Origin of the sequence: Pseudidiomarina terrestris (assembly GCF_030466405.1) — a bacterium.
GTDB lineage: Bacteria > Pseudomonadota > Gammaproteobacteria > Enterobacterales > Alteromonadaceae > Pseudidiomarina > Pseudidiomarina terrestris.
This window is the reverse complement of the sequence record NZ_JAGGJF010000003.1, coordinates 17,733-37,464: the sequence shown is the minus strand read 5'-3', so window position 1 is coordinate 37,464 and position 19,732 is coordinate 17,733. Positions and strand designations below refer to the sequence as shown.

Below are 19,732 nucleotides of genomic sequence, written 5' to 3'. Positions count from 1 at the left end.
CCTAATGAATGAGGAGATTTCTAATGTCTGAACTGAACTCGAGCATCATGCTGGTCGATGACCACCCGTTACTGCGTAAAGGCCTCAAGCAATTGATCTCGCTTGAGGATGATTTAGAGGTCGTGGCGGAATTTAATAACGGCAAAGACGCCATTCCCAAAGCGGTAGAACTCGATCCGGATCTCATCATTCTCGATTTGAATATGCAGGGCATGGACGGTCTGGAGACACTCAAGCGCATGCGTGACGAAGGCGTGACCTCGCGTATCGTCATGCTGACGGTCTCCGATGCCGATGAAGATGTGGTGGCTGCCATCACTAATGGTGCCGACGGTTATCTGCTGAAGGATATGGAGCCGGAACAGCTGATTGAGCAGATTAAACGCTCCATTGAAGGCAAGATGGTACTGAGCGAAGTCATTACCGAGGTGTTGGCCACCGCCTTGCGGCGTCCATCGCCTCAGGGAGCAGGAAAGCTCGACAGCCTGACCAATCGCGAACGAGAGATCCTGAAACATATTGCCAAAGGCATGAGTAACAAAGTTATCGCTCGCGAACTTGATATTTCCGACGGCACAGTAAAAGTGCATGTTAAGCACCTGCTCAAAAAACTTGGTTTGCGCTCGCGTGTCGAAGCCGCGGTATGGATGGTCAATCAGCAAGGAGGCAAGCATGAGTGATAGCTGGCTCTCCGTTGCTGATGCACTGGCAACGATGCAAGGCCAAATTCAACCTGTTCAGGAGACTGAAGAGGTTCACCTGCAAGACGCTCTCGACCGCGTTCTGGCCGAACCTGTGTGTGCCAACATGGATGTGCCTGGCTACGACAATTCGGCGATGGATGGCTACGCCTTGCGCGCGGCGGAGGCTGACAGCGATAAACCTCTTACGGTCGTAGGCACTGCACTTGCAGGTCACCCTTTTAATGGCGAGTTGCCGGCACAAAGCTGTGTTCGCATCATGACAGGTGCACAAATGCCTGTCGCCAGTGATGCTGTGATTATGCAGGAGCAGGTGCAACGCGAAGGTGACTTGATCCGCTGTCAGGCACCGGTCGGCACCGGCGATAACGTACGCTTAAAGGGCTGCGACATTCGTCAAAACGACATGATCCTGCAGCAAGGACAGCGCTTAACGCCGACCCATATCGGTTTGCTCGCCTCGCTCGGTATGGACCAGGTTCGGGTTCTGCGGCGGTTACGCGTGGCACTATTTTCCAATGGTGATGAGCTGGTACTGCCCGGTGAACCGTTACGTTCGCCAAGCCAGATTTACGACAGCAATCGCTTTACTTTGCATGCGATGCTGCAGCGACTCAATGTCGATGTGCTCGACCTCGGCTTAATCGCCGATGATCGGGAGGCACTGGAAAACGCCTTTCAACAAGCCATGCGCAGTGCCGATATCATTATCAGCAGCGCCGGCGTCTCTGTCGGTGAAGCAGATTACACCAAAGATATTATGGCCAGTCTCGGCCAGATTGGCTTTTGGAAAATTGCCATGAAACCCGGCAAACCTTTTGCCTTCGGTCGGCTGGGACAGGCCTGGTTTTGTGGTCTTCCCGGCAACCCTGTCGCCGCCCTGGTCACCATGGACCAAATCGTTCAGCCAATGCTGCGGCACCTCGCCGGTGAGTCCGTGACGCCACCGGTGCAATTGCAAGCGCGAGCCACCTCGCCAATCAAAAAACGTCCAGGTCGCATGGATTTTCAGCGCGGTCGTTTCAGTCAGCGTGATGGCGAGTTATGGGCCGAACCTGTGGGAAGTCAAAGTTCCGCTGTCCTCACTTCGGTAGCGCAGGCAAACTGCTTCCTGGTGCTTGAGCAAGAACGGGGCCCGATTGCTGCTGGCGAATCCATTACCATTCAACCCTTTGACTGCTTGCTGACCTAGATCAACACTTCTAACTACGCACTGCTCCACACTAAGCTCTTTAAGCAAGTTGGTGTGGAGTCAGTTGAATGCGCTTGGTTGATCTTTTATTAGCGGAACTTGAGCAGTTTGGCTGCAAGGCCATGTTTGGTATCCCCGGTGATTTTGTTCTGCCGTTGCTACAAGAGTTAGAACAACGCCAACAGCTGCCATTTCATCCCCTGAACCACGAGCCCAGCGTGGTCTATGCAGCCGATGCTGCAGCACGTATTTCGCGCGCGCCCAGTGCAGCCTTGTTAACTTATGGCGCGGGTGCACTCAATGCCGTCAATGCTGTGGCACAAGCCTATGTTGAGCGTGTCCCGGTGGTCATCATCGCTGGCTTTCCAGGCAAGGCAGAGCTTGCCGGAACTCAAGCGATCCATCATCAAGCAAAGTCTGTCGATTCACAGCGACGGATTTTCGCCGAGGTTACCGAGCTACAAGTACGGATTGACGATCCTGTGCGCGCCGGTGGTCAAATTCGTGCTGCGCTGCAATGCTGTTATGAACAGTCACGTCCAGTACTGATTGAGATACCCCGTGATGCGATCGACTTTGACTGCTTGCAACTGCCTCGCTATCAAAAGGCTTCTATGCCTTTAAAAGCGCAACTACAGATGCAAAATATTTTGGCGCATCGGTTGCAACAGGCGCAACGTCCAGTATTTTTAGCCGGCATTGAAGTGCAACGATTTGATGCTGGCAGAGCGCTGGAGAATCTCGCTTTACAGCTCAACATCCCGCTTCTGACAACCTTGCTTGCGCGAGCAGCTGTAGCCCCAGATCACCCCTGTTTTCATGGCACTTTTATCGATAAAGGCATGCCTGGTGATACGGCCCAACAGCGACCGTACCAACTTTTGCAGGACAGTGACCTTATTGTGCACTTTGGCGTGATTGTTAACGATACCAATTTTGCCGCTTACCCGGAGTTCGCTAATGGCGACAAAGTATTGCATCTGCATCAGGGCACCAGCTATTTCCCTGATTCTCGATTTTATGATGTGGACTTAAGCACGATTTGCGAAGGGTTGCTCGATCGGCACTTGCCGCGCCAGCACAGCTGGTGGACGGAGCTAACAGTACCCCAGCACAGCCAACCGGAAGACTTGAGCAATGAAGGCTGGGACACCACCACCGTAATGAAAATCATCGACCATGAACTCGCACAGCAAGACGAGCTTGTGCCTATTATCAGTGATGTCGGTGACTGTTTGTTTGCATCTTTGCACGCAAACCCCAGACATCTGCTCGCACCTGCGTATTACGCCTCAATGGGATTCAGTATACCCGCCGCTCTTGGGGTTCATGTCAGTACCGGATTGCGCGCTGTAGTCGTCGTCGGGGATGGGGCATTTATGATGACCGGTCTGGAACTCAGCCGCCTGCAACAACAGGGTGCTATGCCGATTGTAGTGTTACTGAACAATCAGTCCTGGGATATGATCGATGCGTTCGCACCAGGGTTAACTTGCGCGACAATGCCAGCCTGTGATCTGCTTGGCATAGCCGCAGCACAGGGCGCAACAACCCACTTCAGCAACTCAGTCGACGGTTTTTTACAGGCGTTCCGTCAGGCCTGGCGTGAACCTGCCAGTTTGCAGGTGATTGAGGTTCGCTTACAGCAGCGCCGTAGTGCTCGTTTACAAGCGTTCGCGGAAGGTTTCGTGCAGCGCAACCGCCTTCAGATGGACGACCACCGCAGTCCCCTCGCGCAGATCGAGACGTTGCCAGGATGAGGAGGTGATCAACGCCAGCAGTGGCTGCCCGCCGACGCGCAGCTGAACTACCCGTTCAGCGGGATGCTGCGCAGGATAACTGGTGATCACTTCTGCCATAAGTTGGTTCTGGACACTCGAGTCTGCGACCAATTCCCGGGTGAGACTCACATCACGCGCAAAGACCCGCAATCGCACTGTCGCGTCAGCATCCTCTTGTTGCCATTGCGGCCTGGGTACCACCAGCTGTTGCCCGCCCAACTGCAATTGCCAACTGTGATCCTGAGTCTGTGGCAAGCTGCTGCGACGCACTTCGAGTACCGAAAGCGCCAACTTTGACCGCAGCGGTTCGCGCTGTAACTCAGTCACCAGTGGACCGCAACCAATGACCTGGCCCTCGTGCAGTTGTACCAGCGTATCGCTTATTTGCGCCACATCAGTCAGCTGATGACTGACCCAGACCACCGGCAAATTATAACGACCGCTGACCCTCCGCAAGTAATTGACAAAGTACTGACGCGCCTCGTCGTCCAATGCCGAGAATGGCTCGTCGAGGATCAGTAACTGAGGCTGTGCCAGTAACGCGCGTGCAAATGCAACGCGTTGCTGTTGGCCCCCCGAGAGCTGCGCCGGATACTGCTGCAATAAGTCGTGTAAGCCGCAAGCTTGCACCACTTCGTGCCATTGCAGCGGCCGCTGTTTTGGTGCCCGTTGCCAGCCGTAGCGTAGGTTTTCGGCGACCGTTAGCTGCGGAAATAAACTTGGATGCTGCAGCACCAATCCCAGTCGTCGTTGATGTAACGGCACTTCGCATCTTTGCCCCTGCCATAGGCTGCCGTTGAAGCTGACTTCCGCGGCAGCAGCACCGGACTGCACCCCAGCGATAACCTGCAGCAAGGAGGTTTTGCCACTGCCTGACGGGCCAACAATTGCGGTAATCCCCTGGGAGGGAATCGTTACATCAACAGCAAGCGCAAAGTGGCGCAGTGGGAGAGTGCAGCGCACGCGTAACGTCATAGGTTGCTGCCTCGTGCGAGCGGTGATTTTGACCAGCGTCCGTAAATAACAATCAGTACCAACAGTGAGACAATAATCATGCCCAGAGACAGGGTATGGGCTGTCTGATAGTTCAAGGCTTCGGTATGGTCGTAGATGAGAACGGACAGCACCTGGGTCTCACCGGGGATGCTGCCACCTATCATGAGAATGACACCAAACTCGCCAAGCGTATGGGCAAACACCAAGGTCGCAGCTACCACAAAGCCACCGCGACATAGCGGCACCACCACGGTTTTGAACTGATCCCAGCGGTCCGCCCCAAGACTGGCGGCAATGTCTAAAGGTCGCCGGCCCATAGCACGGAATGCTTCGCTCAGCGGCTGCACCGCAAAAGGCAATGAGTAAATCACGCTGCCAATCACGATTCCGGTGAACGTAAAAGCGAAGTTGTTACTCAAAATCAGCAGTAAATAGAACCCCAGCACCGTTGGCGGTAGCACTAGAGGCATCGCCACCAGTGCCTGAACGACCGCGCGCCAGCGCGACCGGCTAAATGCCAGCCACCAGGCCAGCGGGGTCGCCAGCACTAGCAGTACCGCAGTCGTCACTGCGGCTAACTGCAGGGTTACCCAGATGGCTTGCCAATCACTCGCTTGCAGCATGGCTCAGGTACCCGTATTGGTTGAAGGCGGCCTGCGCGGGTTGCGCCAGCAGGAATGACTGCAGCAAGCGGGCACCGCTTAGTGTTTCAGCCTTTAGGGTTAACGCCATCGCCTGGGGCAACGGTTCGACCTCGGGCAACAGGGTATAGTCTGTCGCTGGCACCTGCAGTTGCAGCAGCTGACTCAGCGCGACAAAGCCAATGGGCACAGCACCAGCGTAAACTCGATGCGCGGCCTGAGCGACATTCTCCCCAAACACCAGCTGGCCAGAAAAGTCCGTCGCCGGAAATTGATTATTCAGATACGTCTGCGCAGCCTTGCCGTATGGAGCATGTCGCGGCTGAGCAACCGCAATGCGTTCGGCATTACGAATGAGATCTACCGTCGTCCCTTGCTGCTGCGGATGCCATAACACCAGTTGGCCATAGCTAAAGTGCTGCGGCTCGGAAAGCAATAACTGACGTTGCCAAAGCTCCGTTAAGTAGGCTGGTTCTGCCACTAGCAGCAACGCATAAGGCGCACCATGCTGGACTTGCGCAACTAACTTTCCTGAAGCCGCATAACTGACATGCACCTGATACTGAGGATGGTGGTGTTCGAAATCCTTAACGATAACTTCAAGAGGCGGGCGCAGCGATGACGCAGCGGCGACGTGAATCGTCTCTCTGGCCGCAGCCGACCCCATCAACAGCATCAGCGTGAACATGACAAGACGCATCATCAGTTTTCCTGCCATGCCTCGGCGGCCTGCTTGTCCGTCGCTTTTGCCGCCACCCAGTAGGAACCTGTACTGCTATGCTCCTGCTTCCAGAACGGTGCCTGAGTTTTTAAAAAGTCCATGATGAACATCGCAGCAGCAAAAGCCGCTTTACGGTGCGCCGCAGCCACGCCCACAAAAACAATTTGTTCATTGAGCGCCAGTTGCCCAACCCGGTGGATCAAAGTCACCTCGCCCAACTGCCAGCGCTTGCAGGCCTGCTCAACCAGCTGCTCGAGTACGCGTTCAGTCATGCCGGGATAGTGCTCGAGCGTCAACGCCTCAAGTTCGGCGTCGACCAGCTCACGAACCAACCCGGAAAAAGTAACGACGGCTCCGCAACTGCTGGTTTGTGCCAGACGCTGGTACTCAGCTGCGACGTCGAAGTCCGCGGTTTGAACCCGAATGCGCTGGCTCATCTCAACCTCCCGTCACCGGTGGAAAAAAGGCTAACTCGTCACCGGATCGGACCGGTTCCTGATGCCCCACGAAGGCGAAGTTTTTGGCGCACAGCACATCGTTGTCCAATAGCTCCCGTTGCCAATGTGGATGCTGTTCAATTAAGCGTGCCCGCACCGCAGCAACTGAGTCATCTGGTTGCGAGGCAATCTGCATTTCAGCGCATTGCAGGCGTTCACGCAGCGCGGCGAAAAATTTAACCTTAACCATGAGTTGCATGTTTCCTTTGCCAATGCCCGTGTTTACCACCGGTTTTTTCCTGCAGCTGTATGCCATTAATTTGTAGGCTGGGGTCGATGGCCTTGCACATGTCATGAATCGTCAGCGCCGCCACACTAACCGCAGTAAGGGCCTCCATTTCCACTCCAGTAACCCCCTGCACAGCGCAGAGCGCACGAATTTCAATCTGGCCCTGCTCGGGCAGCAAGGTAAAGTCTACACTCACCTTGGTCAGTGCTAAGGGGTGGCATAATGGCAATAAATCACTGGTGCGTTTGGCGGCCATAATCCCCGCCACCCGCGCTACCGCAAGCACGTCACCTTTGGCGACTGCCTGGGCACTGATTTTGGCGACGACCTCAGGTGTGGTCTGTACGCTCGCAACAGCGATGGCTTGCCGTGCCGAAGAAGATTTGCCGCCCACATCCACCATGTGAGCCGAACCCTCTGCATCTAAATGGGTAAACTTCTGGTCAGTCATAGTCACTCCTCAAATTAGCCGTGTCGCGTCAACCGTCCGACAAAGTTACAGGGACCTTGCTCGCTGTTCAGTTGTGGCTGGATCAATTGTTCCCATGCCAGCTGTGCGGCAGACTCTGCGCCAGGTACGGCGATCACCAAAGTATTATTGGCCAGGCCCGCAAAGGCCCGGGACTGCATTGCAGAGCTGCCGATCTGCTGCCAGCTCAACTGCCGAAACAATTCACCAAACCCTTCAACCTGTTGCTCAAGCAACGGGGCGAGGGCTTCAGGTACAGCGTTATGCTCAGCAAAGCCGGTGCTGCCGTTGAGCAGCACCACGCTCAGTTGCGGCTCAGCGATCCAGCGCGAGACAACGGCGCGCAGCAGGTATTTGTTGGTGCCGATAATCTGCCGCTGATACATGTGATGGCCCGCTTTAACTATAGCATCGGCGAGCCAGTCACCCGTGCTGTCGCTGGTTGGGGTATGCCGATCGGAAACCGTTGCAAGTGCGATATGCAAGGCCTGATGACTGGATGACTTCATCACTGCTCTCCTAAAAACGTAAGTGCCCGCTGCCATTGCTGCGGGGTATTGGTATTTTGTAACTGATAGTCGTAAGGCCAGGCTATCGCCGCCGCACCTGACCAGTTTAAGACGCCCCGCACCGACCGATCGCCGGCGTCATCGCAGAGTTGTTCGGTCAGATACACTCTCAGCGCGGGTTCGTTTTTCAACACACAAGGCATAGCACTGTTGATGAAGTACGCTGGACCTGCTTGCTCCACTAACAGCTGCAATGCGTCAGCACTTAGTAGCGGCATATCGACCGGAAGCAGCAACAGGGTTTCATACAAACAGTGAGGTAAGGCACTCAATACACCACCCAGCGGCCCTCTATCGGCAATTTCATCGGCAATAAAACCTTCGCCATTGCGGCTGATTAGAACTTGCTCGCAGCCTGCCTCATGGGCTAAAGCGCTCATCCGGTCCAGTTGTGTGCGTCCGGCAACCTGCATCAACGCTTTATCCTGTCCCATCCGCCGGGAAGCGCCGCCGGCCAAGATCACTGCAGTAATAGCCATAGCTGTTAACCTCCAATCATCGCCAGATGACGCGTGGAACCGCTCAGATTTTCGTGCAGAGCGTGACTGGCTTTTTTGTCCAGCACAAAACTCTGCAAAGCATGTTTAAGGTCAGTAGAATCATCGTTTTGTAAATAAGCACGAATGTCCTGGTGATGCTCGGTGAACAAGCACAAAAACAGCTGACCGAGACTGGACACCCGCAAGCGATTGCAGTCGTCACAAAAATCACGGCTGTAGGGCATAATCAGGCCAAGTTTGCCCTGATAATCGGGATGCTCAAATTCCTGCGCGGGGCCCGCAGTGGTGCTCTTGGAACAGAGTTTCCAGGCATCGCCTAACAGCTGCTCTTTAATGTTTTGCCCACTCACGTGATGGCGCTGGTAATACGATACGTTGTCATTGGTGCGCATTAGCTCGATAAAGCGCAGGCTCAGTTGGCGATGGCGTATAAACTCCAGGAAATCGGCGACGGCGCCGCCGTTATAGCCGCGCAATAAAACGGTGTTCACCTTAACCTTAGGTATTCCCAGCGCGATGGCCTGATCGATGCCGGCAAGAATAGCGGGCAAGCGGTTTTGTCCGGTAACCAGGTGGAAAGTGCTGGGATCCAGACTATCGACACTGACGTTAATGGCATCAACGCCGGCCTCTCGCCAGGCAGGGAGATCGCGCTGCAAACGATAGCCATTGGTGGTGATGGCGACTTCTTCAATGCCAGGAACTGCTTTAATGGTTTTGATAATCTCGAGTAAGTCTTTGCGTAGGCAGGGTTCACCGCCGGTAATGCGGACCTTACGGGTACCCAGCTCGGCAAACGCTGTTACCAGGCGTCGAATCTCAGGCACACTCAGCTCGGCCTGTCGCGAAGTGCAGTCCGGGCCGTCGGGTAAGCAGTAGTCGCAACGGAAATTGCAGTTTTCCGTTACGGAGAGCCGCAAATAGGTAAAGCGGCGGGCAAAGCGGTCCATTAACATGGGTCAACACCTTTCCAAGTCGGGAGGTTATCTCGTTTCCAAAACAACCCGGTGGCCGAAGCCACGGCACACTGGTCATGACATGCAAGCATGCTTTAGAGCCAGTCGCTCGGCGTGAATGTGCTGACTATGGTAGTGGTGGCAAGGTCGCAATGTAATTGCCATGAAGAGGGGGCGGAACTACCCCATAAGGGTTAGTTCAAGGTAACCGGCGTGCCGCATTTATTGATCCGGATCAGGGTTTTTATCGACCATACAGGTAGACTTTCCAGACTTTATTGCGCTGGATCAAGTTTACCCAATAGCCCTATGTCAAAACCTACTTTTAGCCCCGAATTACTCTCTCCTGCTGGCAGCCTGGAAGCCATGCGTATGGCATTCGCCTATGGCGCAGACGCCGTTTATGCCGGTCAGCCGCGCTACAGTCTGCGGGTCCGTAATAACAGTTTCGATCTTGCCAACTTAGCGATTGGCATTGCCGAAGCCCACGCCCAGGGTAAAAAGTTTTATGTGGTGGTCAATATTGCGCCTCATAACGCCAAGCTGAAAACCTTTGTCGCTGACATGGCGCCGGTGATTGCGCTTCAGCCAGATGCGCTGATTGTCTCAGATCCGGGAATTGTCATGCTGTTGCGTGAGCACTACCCCGAACAAGCTTTGCACCTGTCGGTACAAGCGAACACCGTGAACTGGGCGGCGGTCAAGTTTTGGCAGCAGCAAGGAGTCAGTCGGGTGATTCTGTCTCGCGAGCTGGAGGTGAAAGAAATCGCTGAAATCCGGCACCAGTGTCCGGATATGGAACTGGAAGTTTTCGTGCATGGCGCGCTGTGTATGGCCTACTCCGGTCGCTGCCTGTTGTCGGGTTACATTAACAAGCGTGATCCGAATCAGGGCGCTTGCACGAATGCCTGCCGCTGGCCTTACCAGGTACATGACGCCGCAGAAGATGCGGTCGGCCAGTTCCAGCCCATTGACCGGCCGGTACTTCTGGAAGAGCCACAACGACCGGGCGAGCTGATGCTGATGGACGAAGATATTCACGGCACCTACATCATGAACTCGAAAGACCTGCGCGGTGTGCAGCACGTTCAGGCCTTAGCCGAGCTGGGTATTCACTCGTTAAAAATTGAAGGCCGGACCAAATCGCCCTATTACGTCGCGCGTACGGCGCAAGTCTACCGTCAGGCCATTGCTGATGCCTGCGCCGGACGGCCGTTCGATCCACAATTACTGGCTGATCTTGATGGCATGGCCAATCGTGGGTTTACCGAAGGCTTCCTGCGCCGCCATGTACCAAGTGAATTGCAGAATTATCAAACCAGTCACAGCCAGGGTGAGCAAGTGCTGGTGGGTGCGGTGCTGGACAGCGACGGCACTACCGCCCTCATCGATGTCAAAAATAGTTTCGCCAGCGACGATAACCTGATCCTGATGAAGCCCTCAGGAAATATCCGGTTTCGTGCCGGACAGCTGTTCAACCGCGCCGGCGAGCAGGTCGCGCGTGCACCTGGCTCCGGTCATCAGGTCAGCCTGCAGCTGCCCTGTGGCCTGGCACGCGCAGAGCAGAGTGTTGCCCTGCTGGTAAAAGAATTGCCGCCGCCACCGGCCGCCATTGCCATTAAGGAGGTCAGCTATGCCAGTGGTCATTGATAGCGATTGTATTAATTGTGATATGTGTGTCCCGGAATGCCCTAATGAAGCTATTGTGATGGGCTCAGCACACTATGTGGTGGATGCAGACAAGTGCACCGAATGTGAGGGGTACTACGACGAACCGGCCTGTATCCCGGTGTGTCCGGTCGACTGCATGACTCTGGTCGCCGACGTCAGCAACTAGCCCGCACTTTGGGCAGCCGTTTGGCGGCACACCTGTTGCAGCCAGCGCAGTGGTGTATCTTCACTATGACTGCGCGGATAAGCCATGCCGATGGTCCGCTCCAGGGTAAGCTCAGCAAGGGGACGTAACACCACATCCTGACGTTCACGTAACGACTCTAAATCCGGCACCAGGGCGCAGCCTACGCCAGCTGAGACCAGCCCCAGGGCATACTCAATGGTATGAATGTCAGCCCGAATATCGGGCTGAATGCCTTGCCGGATGAGCTCAGGGTAAAACGTCGACCAGGCTTCACAAGGGGTGCGCTTAATCAGCGCCTGCCCCTGCATTTGCGATAATCCCAGCTCGTTCTGCAATGCCAGCGGGTGTCCGGCTGGCAGCGCCAGCACAAAGCGGTCATGCCAGATGGGTAAAAACTGCTCGCCAGCTCTTAGCATGCGTGGCGAGATAATGCGCGCGTCCGCTTCTTCATCAGGCTCCACCAGGTGTAACTCCAGGCCGTCGACTCCCGCAGTAAAATCCCGTAGCAACTGACTCATGCGCTCCACACCCAGCGCCCGAATCAGACCCAGGCGAAACTGCACCCGGGTAACGCTATGCCGGAACGATGCTTTTAATGACTGCATCTGACTCAGCATTCGTCCGGCGTGGCCATACAGACGCTCGCCATCCTCCGTTGGGGTTACCCCTCTTGACTGGCGCACGAATAATCGCACCCGCAGCTCATCTTCGAGTTGCTGCAGGGCTTTGGAGAGACTTGGCTGCGCCACTGCACAGGCACGTGCCGCACCACTGATACTGCCTTGCTCATAAACGGCAACAAAATACTGAAGCTGGCGTAAATCCATAGCTAAAAACTATACCTGTTCTAATTTTTATATAATTTAACTTTATGTCATTTCAGCGTAAAGTGGAATAAAACATGTGCGCTGGTCAATTCATGTGCTTTGATCAACGCAAGTTACAAACAATGAATCATGAGGTTTTAAATGGCACGCGTTCCCTTTGACTGGCAAGACCCTTTTCAACTCAGCGACATGCTTACCGAAGAAGAGCGCATGATCCGCGACACCGCTCATCAGTACTGTCAGGAGAAACTGATGCCGCGGGTACTGACCGCCAACCGCGAAGAGCGTTTTGATCGTGAAATCATGAACGAGCTGGGTGAATTAGGCCTGCTTGGCGCAACCCTGCCAGAAAAATACGGTTGTGCCGAAGTAAACCATGTCTGCTACGGACTCATTGCCCGCGAAGTCGAACGCGTCGACAGCGGTTATCGTAGTGCCATGAGCGTGCAATCCTCGTTGGTCATGCATCCGATTCATGCCTATGGCAGCGAAGAGCAACGGCAAAAGTACCTGCCGAAACTGGCCAGCGGCGAATGGGTCGGTTGCTTTGGCTTAACCGAACCAGACGCCGGCTCGGATCCAGCGGCGATGCGCACCACAGCGAAAAAAGTCGATGGTGGCTATGTCATCAAAGGCACCAAAATGTGGATCACCAATTCCCCCATTGCGGACGTATTTGTGGTCTGGGGTAAGCTCGACGGCGAAATCCGCGGTTTTATCCTGGAAAAAGGCATGGCCGGCCTGTCGGCCCCGAAAATCGACGGTAAATTCTCGTTGCGGGCTTCGATCACCGGCGAAATCGTGATGGATAACGTTGAGGTTCCTGAATCCGCCTTACTGCCTAATGTCAGCGGTCTTAAGGGTCCGTTTGGCTGTTTGAATAAAGCCCGCTATGGCATCGGCTGGGGCGCACTTGGCGCGGCAGAATTCTGCTGGCACGCGGCACGTCAGTACACGCTGGATCGGAAACAGTTTGATCGCCCGCTGGCCGCGACGCAGCTGGTACAAAAGAAACTGGCCGATATGCAAACAGAAATCAGCATTGGTCTGTTGGCCTGTCTGCAGGCGGGTCGCCTGATGGATGCCAATCAGTTACCCCCGGAGACCATCTCACTGATCAAACGTAACTCGTGTGGCAAGGCGTTGGACATTGCCCGCCTGGCGCGTGACATGCATGGCGGTAACGGTATTGCCGATGAATACCATGTCATCCGTCATGTCATGAACCTGGAAGCGGTGAACACATACGAAGGCACGCATGATGTACATGCGTTGATTCTGGGCCGTGCACAAACGGGTATCCAGGCTTTTAGCTGTTAATTTTTCCAGCAACGCGAATCCACGGAGGCGTTTATGGCTGCAGCAATGCACCCATGGCTGGGCGACTTTATCCAGCGTATAGAACGACAAGAACTGCCCCATGCGCAGGCCGCAGGCGGCGTCCTTAGCGACGCCGACCTGGTTGAACTGTTTGACTCACAGTTGGCCAGTCGTCTGCTCGACCTGCAATCACGACTGATGCAGGCCGCGGGGCAGAGTTTTTACACCATAGGTAGCTCCGGCCATGAGGCCAACGCCGCCGTTGCCAAAGCCATGCGGGTCAGCGACCCTGCGTTTCTGCACTACCGCAGTGGCGCATTCTTTTTGCAGCGGGCGAAACAGAAACCCGGCACCACGCCGCTTTACGATATGTTGCTGAGCTTTGCTGCCTCGAGCGACGACCCCATCTCGGGTGGCCGTCATAAAGTGCTTGGTAGCCTTGAGCTACATATCCCCCCGCAAACCAGTACCATCGCCTCGCATGTACCAAAAGCTATGGGCACCGCGTTTGCCATTGGTTTGTCAAAGCGCTTGCAGCACCAAGGCACCTGGCCGCACGATGCCATTGCCATGTGCAGCTTTGGCGATGCCTCGGCCAATCACTCCACCGCCTTAGGTGCGATTAACTCCGCCAGCTGGGCCGCTTATCAACAGATCCCGATGCCTTTGCTGTTCGTTTGTGAGGACAATGGCCTGGGAATTTCGACGCACACGCCGCAAGGCTGGATTCAGCAGCAACTCAGTCAGCGCCCTGCACTGAAGTACTTCTTTGCCGATGGCAGCAACCTGGCTGAAACCTACCTGGTTGCGCAGCAAGCAGCGGACTACGTCCGCCAGAAACGTAAACCTGCCATCCTGCATCTGCGCACCATCCGCTTATTCGGTCACGCCGGCGCCGATGCTGAAGTGGCGTATCGGAGCAAACAGGAAATTGCCCTTGATGCCGAGCGCGACCCGCTATTGCATAGCTGTGCAGCAGTTATCGCCCGCGGCCTGTTTGATTCTGAGTCACTGGTGACGCACATCAGACGGCAGCAGCAACGCATGGTACGCATCGCAAATCAGGCCGCACAGCAGCCTAAGCTGACCTCGGCAACGGATGTTATGCGTTCCATCGTACCACCGAAAAAAGACCCGTCCACACTACCGGCAGTGCCTGATGCAACGCGCCGTGAAGGTCTCTTTAAGTGGGACAAGCACAATGTTGGCAAGCCACAGCATCTGGCAAAATTACTGAACTGGGCGTTGCATGATCTGATGGCGCAGTATGGCTCGATTGTCATGTGCGGTGAAGATATTGCGAAAAAAGGTGGGGTTTACCACGTCACTCAACATCTGATGGAGGCCTTTGGTCCGAATCGGGTACTCAATACTGTACTCGATGAACAAAGTATTCTTGGGCTTGCCATAGGAATGGCACAACAAGGGTTTATTGCCATGCCAGAGATCCAGTTCCTGGCGTATGTGCATAATGCCGAAGATCAGATCCGTGGCGAAGCTGCCACGCTATCTTTCTTTTCGGATGGTCAGTACACCAACCCGATGGTGATCCGCATTGCCGGGCTTGCCTACCAGCGGGGCTTCGGGGGCCACTTTCACAACGACAACTCATTCGCGGTGTTCCGAGACATCCCTGGCGTCATTGTCCTCTGCCCCTCGAATGGCGCAGACGGCGCTCTGTTGATGCGCCAAGCAGTACAACTGGCTGCGGCGGAACAGCGAGTGGTGATTATGCTGGAACCTATAGCACTCTATATGGCACGGGATCTGCACCAGGAAGGCGATGCCGGCTGGCTGAGTCACTACCCGGATGTCACGACCCCGTTACCCGAGCTGGGTGAACCTGCAGTGTATGGCGATGGCGAAGAGTTGGCGATTATTTCATACGGTAATGGCTATTACCTGAGCCGTCAGGCCGAAAAGCAACTTGCTGACGCCGGCCATCGGGTGCGCGTGCTGGACATTCGTTGTCTGGTGCCACTGCACGTGGACAAAATTGTCGCCGCCCTGGGTAACAGTAAGAAACTGCTAATTGTCGATGAATGCCGTCGCCGCGGCTCATTAAGTGAAGAGCTGATCACGGCATTGCACGAAGACTACCCCGGACACTTTAGCATTCAGCGACTGACCGCAGAGGATAGTTTTATTCCTTTGGGTAAAGCCGCTTACACGGTCCTGCCATCGCGCGATGGCATTACCGAAAAGGCTATGATGATGCTTCGTGGAGGTCAATCATGAAGAAAACAGCACTGGTCATCTGTCCCGGGCGGGGGACCTATAATAAACCAGAACTTGGCTCGATCTACGCGAACATAGCAGCATCTTCGCCGAAGTTAAGGGAAACTTTGCAAGATAAACTGGATGCCATCGACGCCGAACGCGAAGCGCTGGGCCTGCCAACAGTGACGGAGCTGGATCAGGCGAAGTTGTTTAAAACTTCCCTACACCAGCGCCCGGAAAATGCGGCTGCCCTTATCTACGCTGCTGGCTATCTGGACTTTCTCAGCATCGATCGCGAGCAGTACGAGGTGGTGGCACTGACGGGCAACTCGATGGGATGGTATACGGCAATGGCCTGTGCTGACGCCTGGTCGTTGAGCACCAGCACCAAGCTGGTCACCAGTATGGCGCAGTTAACCGCGGGTGGCGCCGGAGCGCAGTTTATTTATCCGATCATTGATAGTGAGTGGCGCCCGGACGCGAAACGTATTGCTTTGGTTGAAGCGCAAGTTGCAGCGCATCCTGATGAATTGATGCACTCCATTAACTATGGGGGCTACGCCGTTCTGGCAGGTACCGAAGCTGCCTGTAACGCGGCAATCCAGGCCTTACCCACAGCCGATGAACGCTTTCCTATGTTGCTACCAGGCCATGCGGCGTTCCACACCCGGATGATGAGCGATGCCGCAACCGAGGCGCTGGAGACCTGGCCGGTGGCTGCGTTTCACCCACCACAAACTCCGCTGGTGGATGGTCGTGGTTTTCAGTGGCTTACGCCCACAGCGGACATGCGCGCACTGCAGCGTTATACCCTTGGCCATCAAGTCACCGAAACCTACGATTTCAGCAAAGCCGTACAGGTGGCGGTGAAAGACTACGCACCGGATCATATTATTCTGCTCGGTCCTGGTAGCGGTCTCGGCGGGGCCGTTGCACAAGCATTGATCGCGATAGGTTGGCAAGGACTCACCGACAAAGCCAGCTTCACTGCACAGCAAAAAGCTGCGCATCCCTACGTGCTTAGTATGGGCCTGCCTGAGCAGCGTGCTCTGGTGACAGCTGGGCAAACTTAACGGGTAACGCGCGCAGGCAATTTTTGCCGCGCGCGGTCAAATCGGTCATGAACTGAAATTGCTGACGAGGGTCAATCGGATAGGCTTTCAGCCGGTAATGCGTTCCCCAGGGCTCCTCTTTAGCAACCACCACTATAGGCTTGGACAGCTGTACATAAGGGCTGGTCAAACCGACATCTTCCAATAGGTGTTTCACCACATTGGCATCATGCTCCGGATGCAGATAGAAATCGGCCACACACATTAAACTCGGCCCGCCATTGTTGGCGTTAAAAATGAGTTTTGTCCATAACTTCAGGTGCGGGATAAACACCACGGTGTCATCAGGAGTCACCATCTCCACCGCCCGCATGCCGATGTGCTTCACTTCGCCGTAGGTTCCCTCAACCTCAATCCAGTCCCCGGGTCGGTAAGGCAGTTCATAAACCGCGACCATCCCCGCGGCCATACTGCTGATGTAGTCTTTCAGGGCAAACCCAATCGCCAGACCTGCAGCACCGAGAATGGCGACCATGTTCTGCATGCTTGGCTCAATCACCAACGGCACAACCCAGACGAAGGCGACAATGAACACCAGCACACGAATGGTCGGGATCAGGGCCAGTGCGAACAACCGCTGCTTGCCATGCAAATGGCCCGCCAGCCACGGCAGCACGCGCTGGCTGGCGAGCACTATCAAGGTCGCAACAGCGAATACCACGCCGATTTCAATCAATACCGCACTGGTGATCTCTTTAAATAAACCTAGTATCTTTTCCGTATCCACCTTCGGTCCTCATTAAAATCCATCAAGCCAAAAGCCACGCGCCGCCAAAAATTCGCGTACATCAGGGTAAGCGTAAACGTTGATCCGCCAAACCTTATTTTCATCCAGATCAATAATGCCATTTTGCTGCAGTCTTAACAGCTGCACATCCAGCTGATTTGCCGCCATCAGTGGCAGCACCATCTGTAAATATTCGCCTTTAAGACCGTGATGTAAGAGCAGGCTGTACAAAATGAACGCTGTGGAGTCATCCGCTTCGCTGGGCAAGCGCGGTAAGCTGCGCTCCTCATCCTGCTCGACCGCCCACAGCGCCAGCGCAACGCCTAAGTTGCCGCGCGCTTTGGCGGCAAGGTTACGCAGGCGCTTATCACTGGCGATGACCCCGCTGTCCTTCAGCAACTCAGGCGTAGCCGCGGCAAAGCAATAACAGTGGGGTAAGCTCAATGGCCAGGCGCGGTGCAAAAATGCAAAGGTCCAGCTATCGATCACCACCACACCGGTCCCCAGTTCGCCGCGCAATAACCGTGGCAACAGGGCTCGCATAAACTGCATATGTTCGGTGGTGCGTAACCAGAAGGATGAAAATTCGTCAATAAGCCAACGTTCGCTTGCCTGTTGTTGCCACCAAGCGTCTGTGTCCGCTTGCCCTAACTGTTCCAGGCTGGGCGGCTCGAGCTGCTGATAGCCGTTTTGTTTGGCCCACTCACGGAAAATAGCGCCGCTACCGCTAAATGGCGCACTAATCACGAACCGCACGGACGGAGGCTCGTCGGCATCCCAACAGGTATCTATGGCCGCGACTGCCGGCGCCAGGTCGAATTCACGATAGTGCGGGAAGTCCTGTTCATCAGGGTTCACATCGTCATCTTCTTCCGCAATAAACAGCTTGCGAAGCTGTGACCAGGCCTGCTGAATCGCGGTGGTCGCGGGCGCCGACGGGCGCTCAAAGGTGTCGAGTGGAATCAGTTGCCAATGATTGCTTTCGGCCATACAGTTAAGCCATCCTTAAATCGTGTCCTGTACTACACTCTACACCATCTGGCTGAAACGAAAAGAGCAACAAATGAAACCACCCCAGCACGGACTGATGCGCATTGTTCGCGCCACCCGCAACTCACTGCGCGGCTTTCGCTTCGCGCTGCAATCTGAAGCTGCCGTGCGGCAGGATTGCTTACTGGCATTGGTGCTCATCCCGCTGGCCTTGTGGCTGGGTCAGAGCGGGGTTGAGCGAGCGCTCCTGATTCTGCCGGTGCTGATATTACTGATTGTGGAATTCCTGAACTCCGCCATCGAGGCCACCATCGATCGCATTAGTCCCGATCTACATGAACTCAGCGGCAAAGCGAAGGACATCGCTTCCACCGCTGTCATGTTCTCCTTGATCACGATTGCAGTAACCTGGTTACTGGTGCTGTTGAACTAATCGCTGTAACTGATTTTCGCTTGGCCAACGGTGTTGGCGTCAGTACCGAACCATAAGCTCTGCCGCGCTTCATCAAATACCATATGGCGGATGGTACCGCCACCGCTTGGCACCGCAACCGGGTCGGTAAAGGTTTCCGAGGCAATATGGAAGCCGACGATACGGTTTGGCTGTGGCCCGGTTTCCGCGAACCAGACATAACCCTTGTTGTCGGCAGCCATGCCATAAGGCAGTGAACCTCCACCTGCCGGCATAGCCCATTCGTTGACCTGTTCGGTGGCGCGATCGTAGCGACCCAGATAGCCACCGGCATAGTCTACATACCAAATGCCACCATCACTGCCTAAAGCGATCCGGCGCGGTCGGTTGGCATCGGGTCGCGGCAGTTCAATCTCCTGGACCTGACCGTCTTCATAGGTCACTAACTTATGCGAACCAAATAGCGTCAGCCAGGGCTGATCGTTTACGACAATCAGGCCATAGGGCCGCGCCCGCGGGGTTTCGATCGAGTAGAGTTCGATGTTGTTTTCAGCAACATCAAAATAGCCAAACTTATTCGCGCCCTGGGCGGTAAACCAGATATTGCCATCACTGGTAAACTGCATCGTGTGCACGTCGCGGCGGCCATCGCCCGGTAAGGGGTATTGGGTAATAGAATAGTCAGCATGGGAAATCTTACCAATATGCGCCGCCTTATTGCCTGCGTACCAGGCCCCGCGCTCATCAACGATAATGTTGTGAGGCCCGGCACCATCGGGCAAATCGATACGTTTAAAATCGCCCGTTTGCGGGTTTAAAATAGCCGCATAATCGGAACGTTGGCCGACAAACCAGACCTTATCGTCTGACTGCACATAGGGGTCACGCGGCCGCGAGTCCGGCCAGGGAACCTGCCACTCATTGATAGTGACAGTGGCGGGTGCCGCACTGGCACTTAGCAACAAACCCAAAGTAAGACCTAACATAAGACCTCCAACCATTAAGTGTTGTCTG

General features: G+C 55.0%; 22 protein-coding genes and 1 riboswitch. Of the genes, 9 read left to right on the top strand and 13 right to left on the bottom strand.

Going from position 1 to position 19,732, the window contains the following annotated elements:
* Positions 1-23: 23 nt before the first annotated feature.
* The 3 genes from narL to J6J34_RS07080 all read left to right on the top strand — a co-directional run bounded on the left by narL (position 24) and on the right by J6J34_RS07080 (position 3,653).
* A complete protein-coding gene (gene narL, locus J6J34_RS07090) occupies positions 24-680 on the top strand; it encodes a two-component system response regulator NarL (RefSeq protein WP_301722011.1) in 657 nt (218 codons plus the stop codon).
* Entirely contained in the window at positions 673-1,893 is a 1,221-nt protein-coding gene (moeA, locus tag J6J34_RS07085) for a molybdopterin molybdotransferase MoeA (RefSeq protein WP_301774590.1), read from the top strand. The genes narL and moeA overlap by 8 nt, the downstream gene beginning before the upstream one ends.
* A 68-nt stretch (positions 1,894-1,961) precedes the next feature.
* The gene (locus J6J34_RS07080) at positions 1,962-3,653 is read left to right on the top strand and encodes a thiamine pyrophosphate-binding protein (RefSeq protein WP_301898734.1); all 1,692 of its coding nucleotides are present in this window, start codon (positions 1,962-1,964) and stop codon (positions 3,651-3,653) included.
* On the opposite strand, the gene modC is transcribed toward J6J34_RS07080, so the two are convergent.
* From modC to moaA, 9 genes are all read right to left on the bottom strand, one after another.
* Entirely contained in the window at positions 3,558-4,649 is a 1,092-nt protein-coding gene (modC, locus tag J6J34_RS07075) for a molybdenum ABC transporter ATP-binding protein (protein WP_301898733.1), read from the bottom strand. The genes J6J34_RS07080 and modC overlap by 96 nt on opposite strands.
* Positions 4,646-5,293 carry a molybdate ABC transporter permease subunit gene (gene modB / locus J6J34_RS07070; RefSeq protein WP_301898731.1) on the bottom strand — a complete coding sequence of 216 codons (648 nt, stop codon included), beginning with the start codon at positions 5,291-5,293 and terminating at the stop codon, positions 4,646-4,648. Before modB ends, modC begins: the two co-directional genes overlap by 4 nt.
* The gene (gene modA / locus J6J34_RS07065; RefSeq protein ID WP_301898729.1) at positions 5,277-6,014 is read right to left on the bottom strand and encodes a molybdate ABC transporter substrate-binding protein; all 738 of its coding nucleotides are present in this window, start codon (positions 6,012-6,014) and stop codon (positions 5,277-5,279) included. Before modA ends, modB begins: the two co-directional genes overlap by 17 nt.
* Positions 6,014-6,469, bottom strand: a complete 456-nt coding sequence (gene moaE, locus J6J34_RS07060) for a molybdopterin synthase catalytic subunit MoaE (RefSeq protein WP_301898727.1) — start codon at positions 6,467-6,469, stop codon at positions 6,014-6,016. The genes modA and moaE overlap by 1 nt, the downstream gene beginning before the upstream one ends.
* 1 nt (position 6,470) lies before the next feature.
* Complete coding sequence (locus tag J6J34_RS07055) at positions 6,471-6,719, bottom strand: MoaD/ThiS family protein (RefSeq protein WP_301722003.1); 249 nt, start codon at positions 6,717-6,719, stop codon at positions 6,471-6,473.
* Entirely contained in the window at positions 6,712-7,209 is a 498-nt protein-coding gene (gene moaC / locus J6J34_RS07050; protein WP_301722001.1) for a cyclic pyranopterin monophosphate synthase MoaC, read from the bottom strand. The genes J6J34_RS07055 and moaC overlap by 8 nt, the downstream gene beginning before the upstream one ends.
* A 14-nt stretch (positions 7,210-7,223) precedes the next feature.
* Positions 7,224-7,736 carry a molybdenum cofactor synthesis domain-containing protein gene (locus J6J34_RS07045; RefSeq protein WP_301721998.1) on the bottom strand — a complete coding sequence of 171 codons (513 nt, stop codon included), beginning with the start codon at positions 7,734-7,736 and terminating at the stop codon, positions 7,224-7,226.
* Positions 7,736-8,275, bottom strand: a complete 540-nt coding sequence (mobA, locus tag J6J34_RS07040) for a molybdenum cofactor guanylyltransferase (protein WP_301721996.1) — start codon at positions 8,273-8,275, stop codon at positions 7,736-7,738. The genes J6J34_RS07045 and mobA overlap by 1 nt, the downstream gene beginning before the upstream one ends.
* 5 nt (positions 8,276-8,280) lie before the next feature.
* Positions 8,281-9,252, bottom strand: coding sequence for a GTP 3',8-cyclase MoaA (moaA, locus tag J6J34_RS07035; RefSeq protein ID WP_301721995.1), 972 nt, complete (start codon positions 9,250-9,252; stop codon positions 8,281-8,283).
* A riboswitch (molybdenum cofactor riboswitch) is annotated at positions 9,244-9,379 on the bottom strand. (Overlaps the previous gene by 9 nt.)
* A 182-nt stretch (positions 9,380-9,561) precedes the next feature.
* On the opposite strand from moaA, the gene trhP reads away from it, so the two are divergent.
* Positions 9,562-10,902, top strand: a complete 1,341-nt coding sequence (gene trhP / locus J6J34_RS07030) for a prephenate-dependent tRNA uridine(34) hydroxylase TrhP (protein ID WP_301774587.1) — start codon at positions 9,562-9,564, stop codon at positions 10,900-10,902.
* Positions 10,886-11,089, top strand: a complete 204-nt coding sequence (locus J6J34_RS07025; protein WP_418055205.1) for a YfhL family 4Fe-4S dicluster ferredoxin — start codon at positions 10,886-10,888, stop codon at positions 11,087-11,089. Before trhP ends, J6J34_RS07025 begins: the two co-directional genes overlap by 17 nt.
* Here J6J34_RS07025 and J6J34_RS07020 read toward each other — a convergent pair.
* Complete coding sequence (locus J6J34_RS07020; protein ID WP_301721992.1) at positions 11,086-11,937, bottom strand: LysR family transcriptional regulator; 852 nt, start codon at positions 11,935-11,937, stop codon at positions 11,086-11,088. The two genes, J6J34_RS07025 and J6J34_RS07020, sit on opposite strands and share 4 nt — an antisense overlap.
* A gap of 141 nt (positions 11,938-12,078) precedes the next feature.
* Between J6J34_RS07020 and J6J34_RS07015 the strand changes: the two genes are divergently transcribed.
* Genes J6J34_RS07015 through J6J34_RS07005 form a run of 3 tightly spaced genes read left to right on the top strand, consistent with a single transcriptional unit; the run spans position 12,079 to position 16,550 of the window.
* Complete coding sequence (locus tag J6J34_RS07015) at positions 12,079-13,257, top strand: acyl-CoA dehydrogenase (protein ID WP_301721991.1); 1,179 nt, start codon at positions 12,079-12,081, stop codon at positions 13,255-13,257.
* 33 nt (positions 13,258-13,290) lie between these two features.
* Positions 13,291-15,495, top strand: coding sequence for a thiamine pyrophosphate-dependent enzyme (locus J6J34_RS07010; RefSeq protein WP_301774586.1), 2,205 nt, complete (start codon positions 13,291-13,293; stop codon positions 15,493-15,495).
* Positions 15,492-16,550 (top strand): malonyl CoA-ACP transacylase, encoded by a 1,059-nt coding sequence (locus J6J34_RS07005; RefSeq protein WP_301774585.1) that lies wholly within the window; start codon positions 15,492-15,494, stop codon positions 16,548-16,550. The genes J6J34_RS07010 and J6J34_RS07005 overlap by 4 nt, the downstream gene beginning before the upstream one ends.
* On the opposite strand, the gene J6J34_RS07000 is transcribed toward J6J34_RS07005, so the two are convergent.
* Both J6J34_RS07000 and J6J34_RS06995 read right to left on the bottom strand, forming a co-directional pair.
* The gene (locus tag J6J34_RS07000) at positions 16,498-17,316 is read right to left on the bottom strand and encodes a mechanosensitive ion channel family protein (protein ID WP_301898725.1); all 819 of its coding nucleotides are present in this window, start codon (positions 17,314-17,316) and stop codon (positions 16,498-16,500) included. The two genes, J6J34_RS07005 and J6J34_RS07000, sit on opposite strands and share 53 nt — an antisense overlap.
* A gap of 12 nt (positions 17,317-17,328) precedes the next feature.
* Positions 17,329-18,306 carry a hypothetical protein gene (locus J6J34_RS06995; protein ID WP_301898724.1) on the bottom strand — a complete coding sequence of 326 codons (978 nt, stop codon included), beginning with the start codon at positions 18,304-18,306 and terminating at the stop codon, positions 17,329-17,331.
* A gap of 73 nt (positions 18,307-18,379) precedes the next feature.
* On the opposite strand from J6J34_RS06995, the gene J6J34_RS06990 reads away from it, so the two are divergent.
* A complete protein-coding gene (locus tag J6J34_RS06990) occupies positions 18,380-18,739 on the top strand; it encodes a diacylglycerol kinase (protein ID WP_301721985.1) in 360 nt (119 codons plus the stop codon).
* Here J6J34_RS06990 and J6J34_RS06985 read toward each other — a convergent pair.
* Positions 18,736-19,704, bottom strand: a complete 969-nt coding sequence (locus tag J6J34_RS06985; RefSeq protein ID WP_301898723.1) for a Vgb family protein — start codon at positions 19,702-19,704, stop codon at positions 18,736-18,738. The genes J6J34_RS06990 and J6J34_RS06985 overlap by 4 nt on opposite strands.
* Positions 19,705-19,732: the final 28 nt, after the last annotated feature.

Coding starts and splice junctions, on each gene's coding strand:
- J6J34_RS06990 (WP_301721985.1), top strand. CDS start 18,380: ATGAAACCACCCCAGCACGGACTGATGCGCATTGTTCGCGCCACCCGC.
- modA (WP_301898729.1), bottom strand. CDS start 6,014: ATGATGCGTCTTGTCATGTTCACGCTGATGCTGTTGATGGGGTCGGCT.
- trhP (WP_301774587.1), top strand. CDS start 9,562: ATGTCAAAACCTACTTTTAGCCCCGAATTACTCTCTCCTGCTGGCAGC.
- modB (WP_301898731.1), bottom strand. CDS start 5,293: ATGCTGCAAGCGAGTGATTGGCAAGCCATCTGGGTAACCCTGCAGTTA.
- J6J34_RS06995 (WP_301898724.1), bottom strand. CDS start 18,306: ATGGCCGAAAGCAATCATTGGCAACTGATTCCACTCGACACCTTTGAG.
- moeA (WP_301774590.1), top strand. CDS start 673: ATGAGTGATAGCTGGCTCTCCGTTGCTGATGCACTGGCAACGATGCAA.
- moaA (WP_301721995.1), bottom strand. CDS start 9,252: ATGTTAATGGACCGCTTTGCCCGCCGCTTTACCTATTTGCGGCTCTCC.
- J6J34_RS06985 (WP_301898723.1), bottom strand. CDS start 19,704: ATGTTAGGTCTTACTTTGGGTTTGTTGCTAAGTGCCAGTGCGGCACCC.
- J6J34_RS07080 (WP_301898734.1), top strand. CDS start 1,962: ATGCGCTTGGTTGATCTTTTATTAGCGGAACTTGAGCAGTTTGGCTGC.
- J6J34_RS07020 (WP_301721992.1), bottom strand. CDS start 11,937: ATGGATTTACGCCAGCTTCAGTATTTTGTTGCCGTTTATGAGCAAGGC.
- modC (WP_301898733.1), bottom strand. CDS start 4,649: ATGACGTTACGCGTGCGCTGCACTCTCCCACTGCGCCACTTTGCGCTT.
- moaC (WP_301722001.1), bottom strand. CDS start 7,209: ATGACTGACCAGAAGTTTACCCATTTAGATGCAGAGGGTTCGGCTCAC.
- J6J34_RS07010 (WP_301774586.1), top strand. CDS start 13,291: ATGGCTGCAGCAATGCACCCATGGCTGGGCGACTTTATCCAGCGTATA.
- moaE (WP_301898727.1), bottom strand. CDS start 6,469: ATGAGCCAGCGCATTCGGGTTCAAACCGCGGACTTCGACGTCGCAGCT.
- mobA (WP_301721996.1), bottom strand. CDS start 8,275: ATGGCTATTACTGCAGTGATCTTGGCCGGCGGCGCTTCCCGGCGGATG.
- J6J34_RS07015 (WP_301721991.1), top strand. CDS start 12,079: ATGGCACGCGTTCCCTTTGACTGGCAAGACCCTTTTCAACTCAGCGAC.
- J6J34_RS07005 (WP_301774585.1), top strand. CDS start 15,492: ATGAAGAAAACAGCACTGGTCATCTGTCCCGGGCGGGGGACCTATAAT.
- narL (WP_301722011.1), top strand. CDS start 24: ATGTCTGAACTGAACTCGAGCATCATGCTGGTCGATGACCACCCGTTA.
- J6J34_RS07045 (WP_301721998.1), bottom strand. CDS start 7,736: ATGAAGTCATCCAGTCATCAGGCCTTGCATATCGCACTTGCAACGGTT.
- J6J34_RS07025 (WP_418055205.1), top strand. CDS start 10,886: ATGCCAGTGGTCATTGATAGCGATTGTATTAATTGTGATATGTGTGTC.
- J6J34_RS07055 (WP_301722003.1), bottom strand. CDS start 6,719: ATGGTTAAGGTTAAATTTTTCGCCGCGCTGCGTGAACGCCTGCAATGC.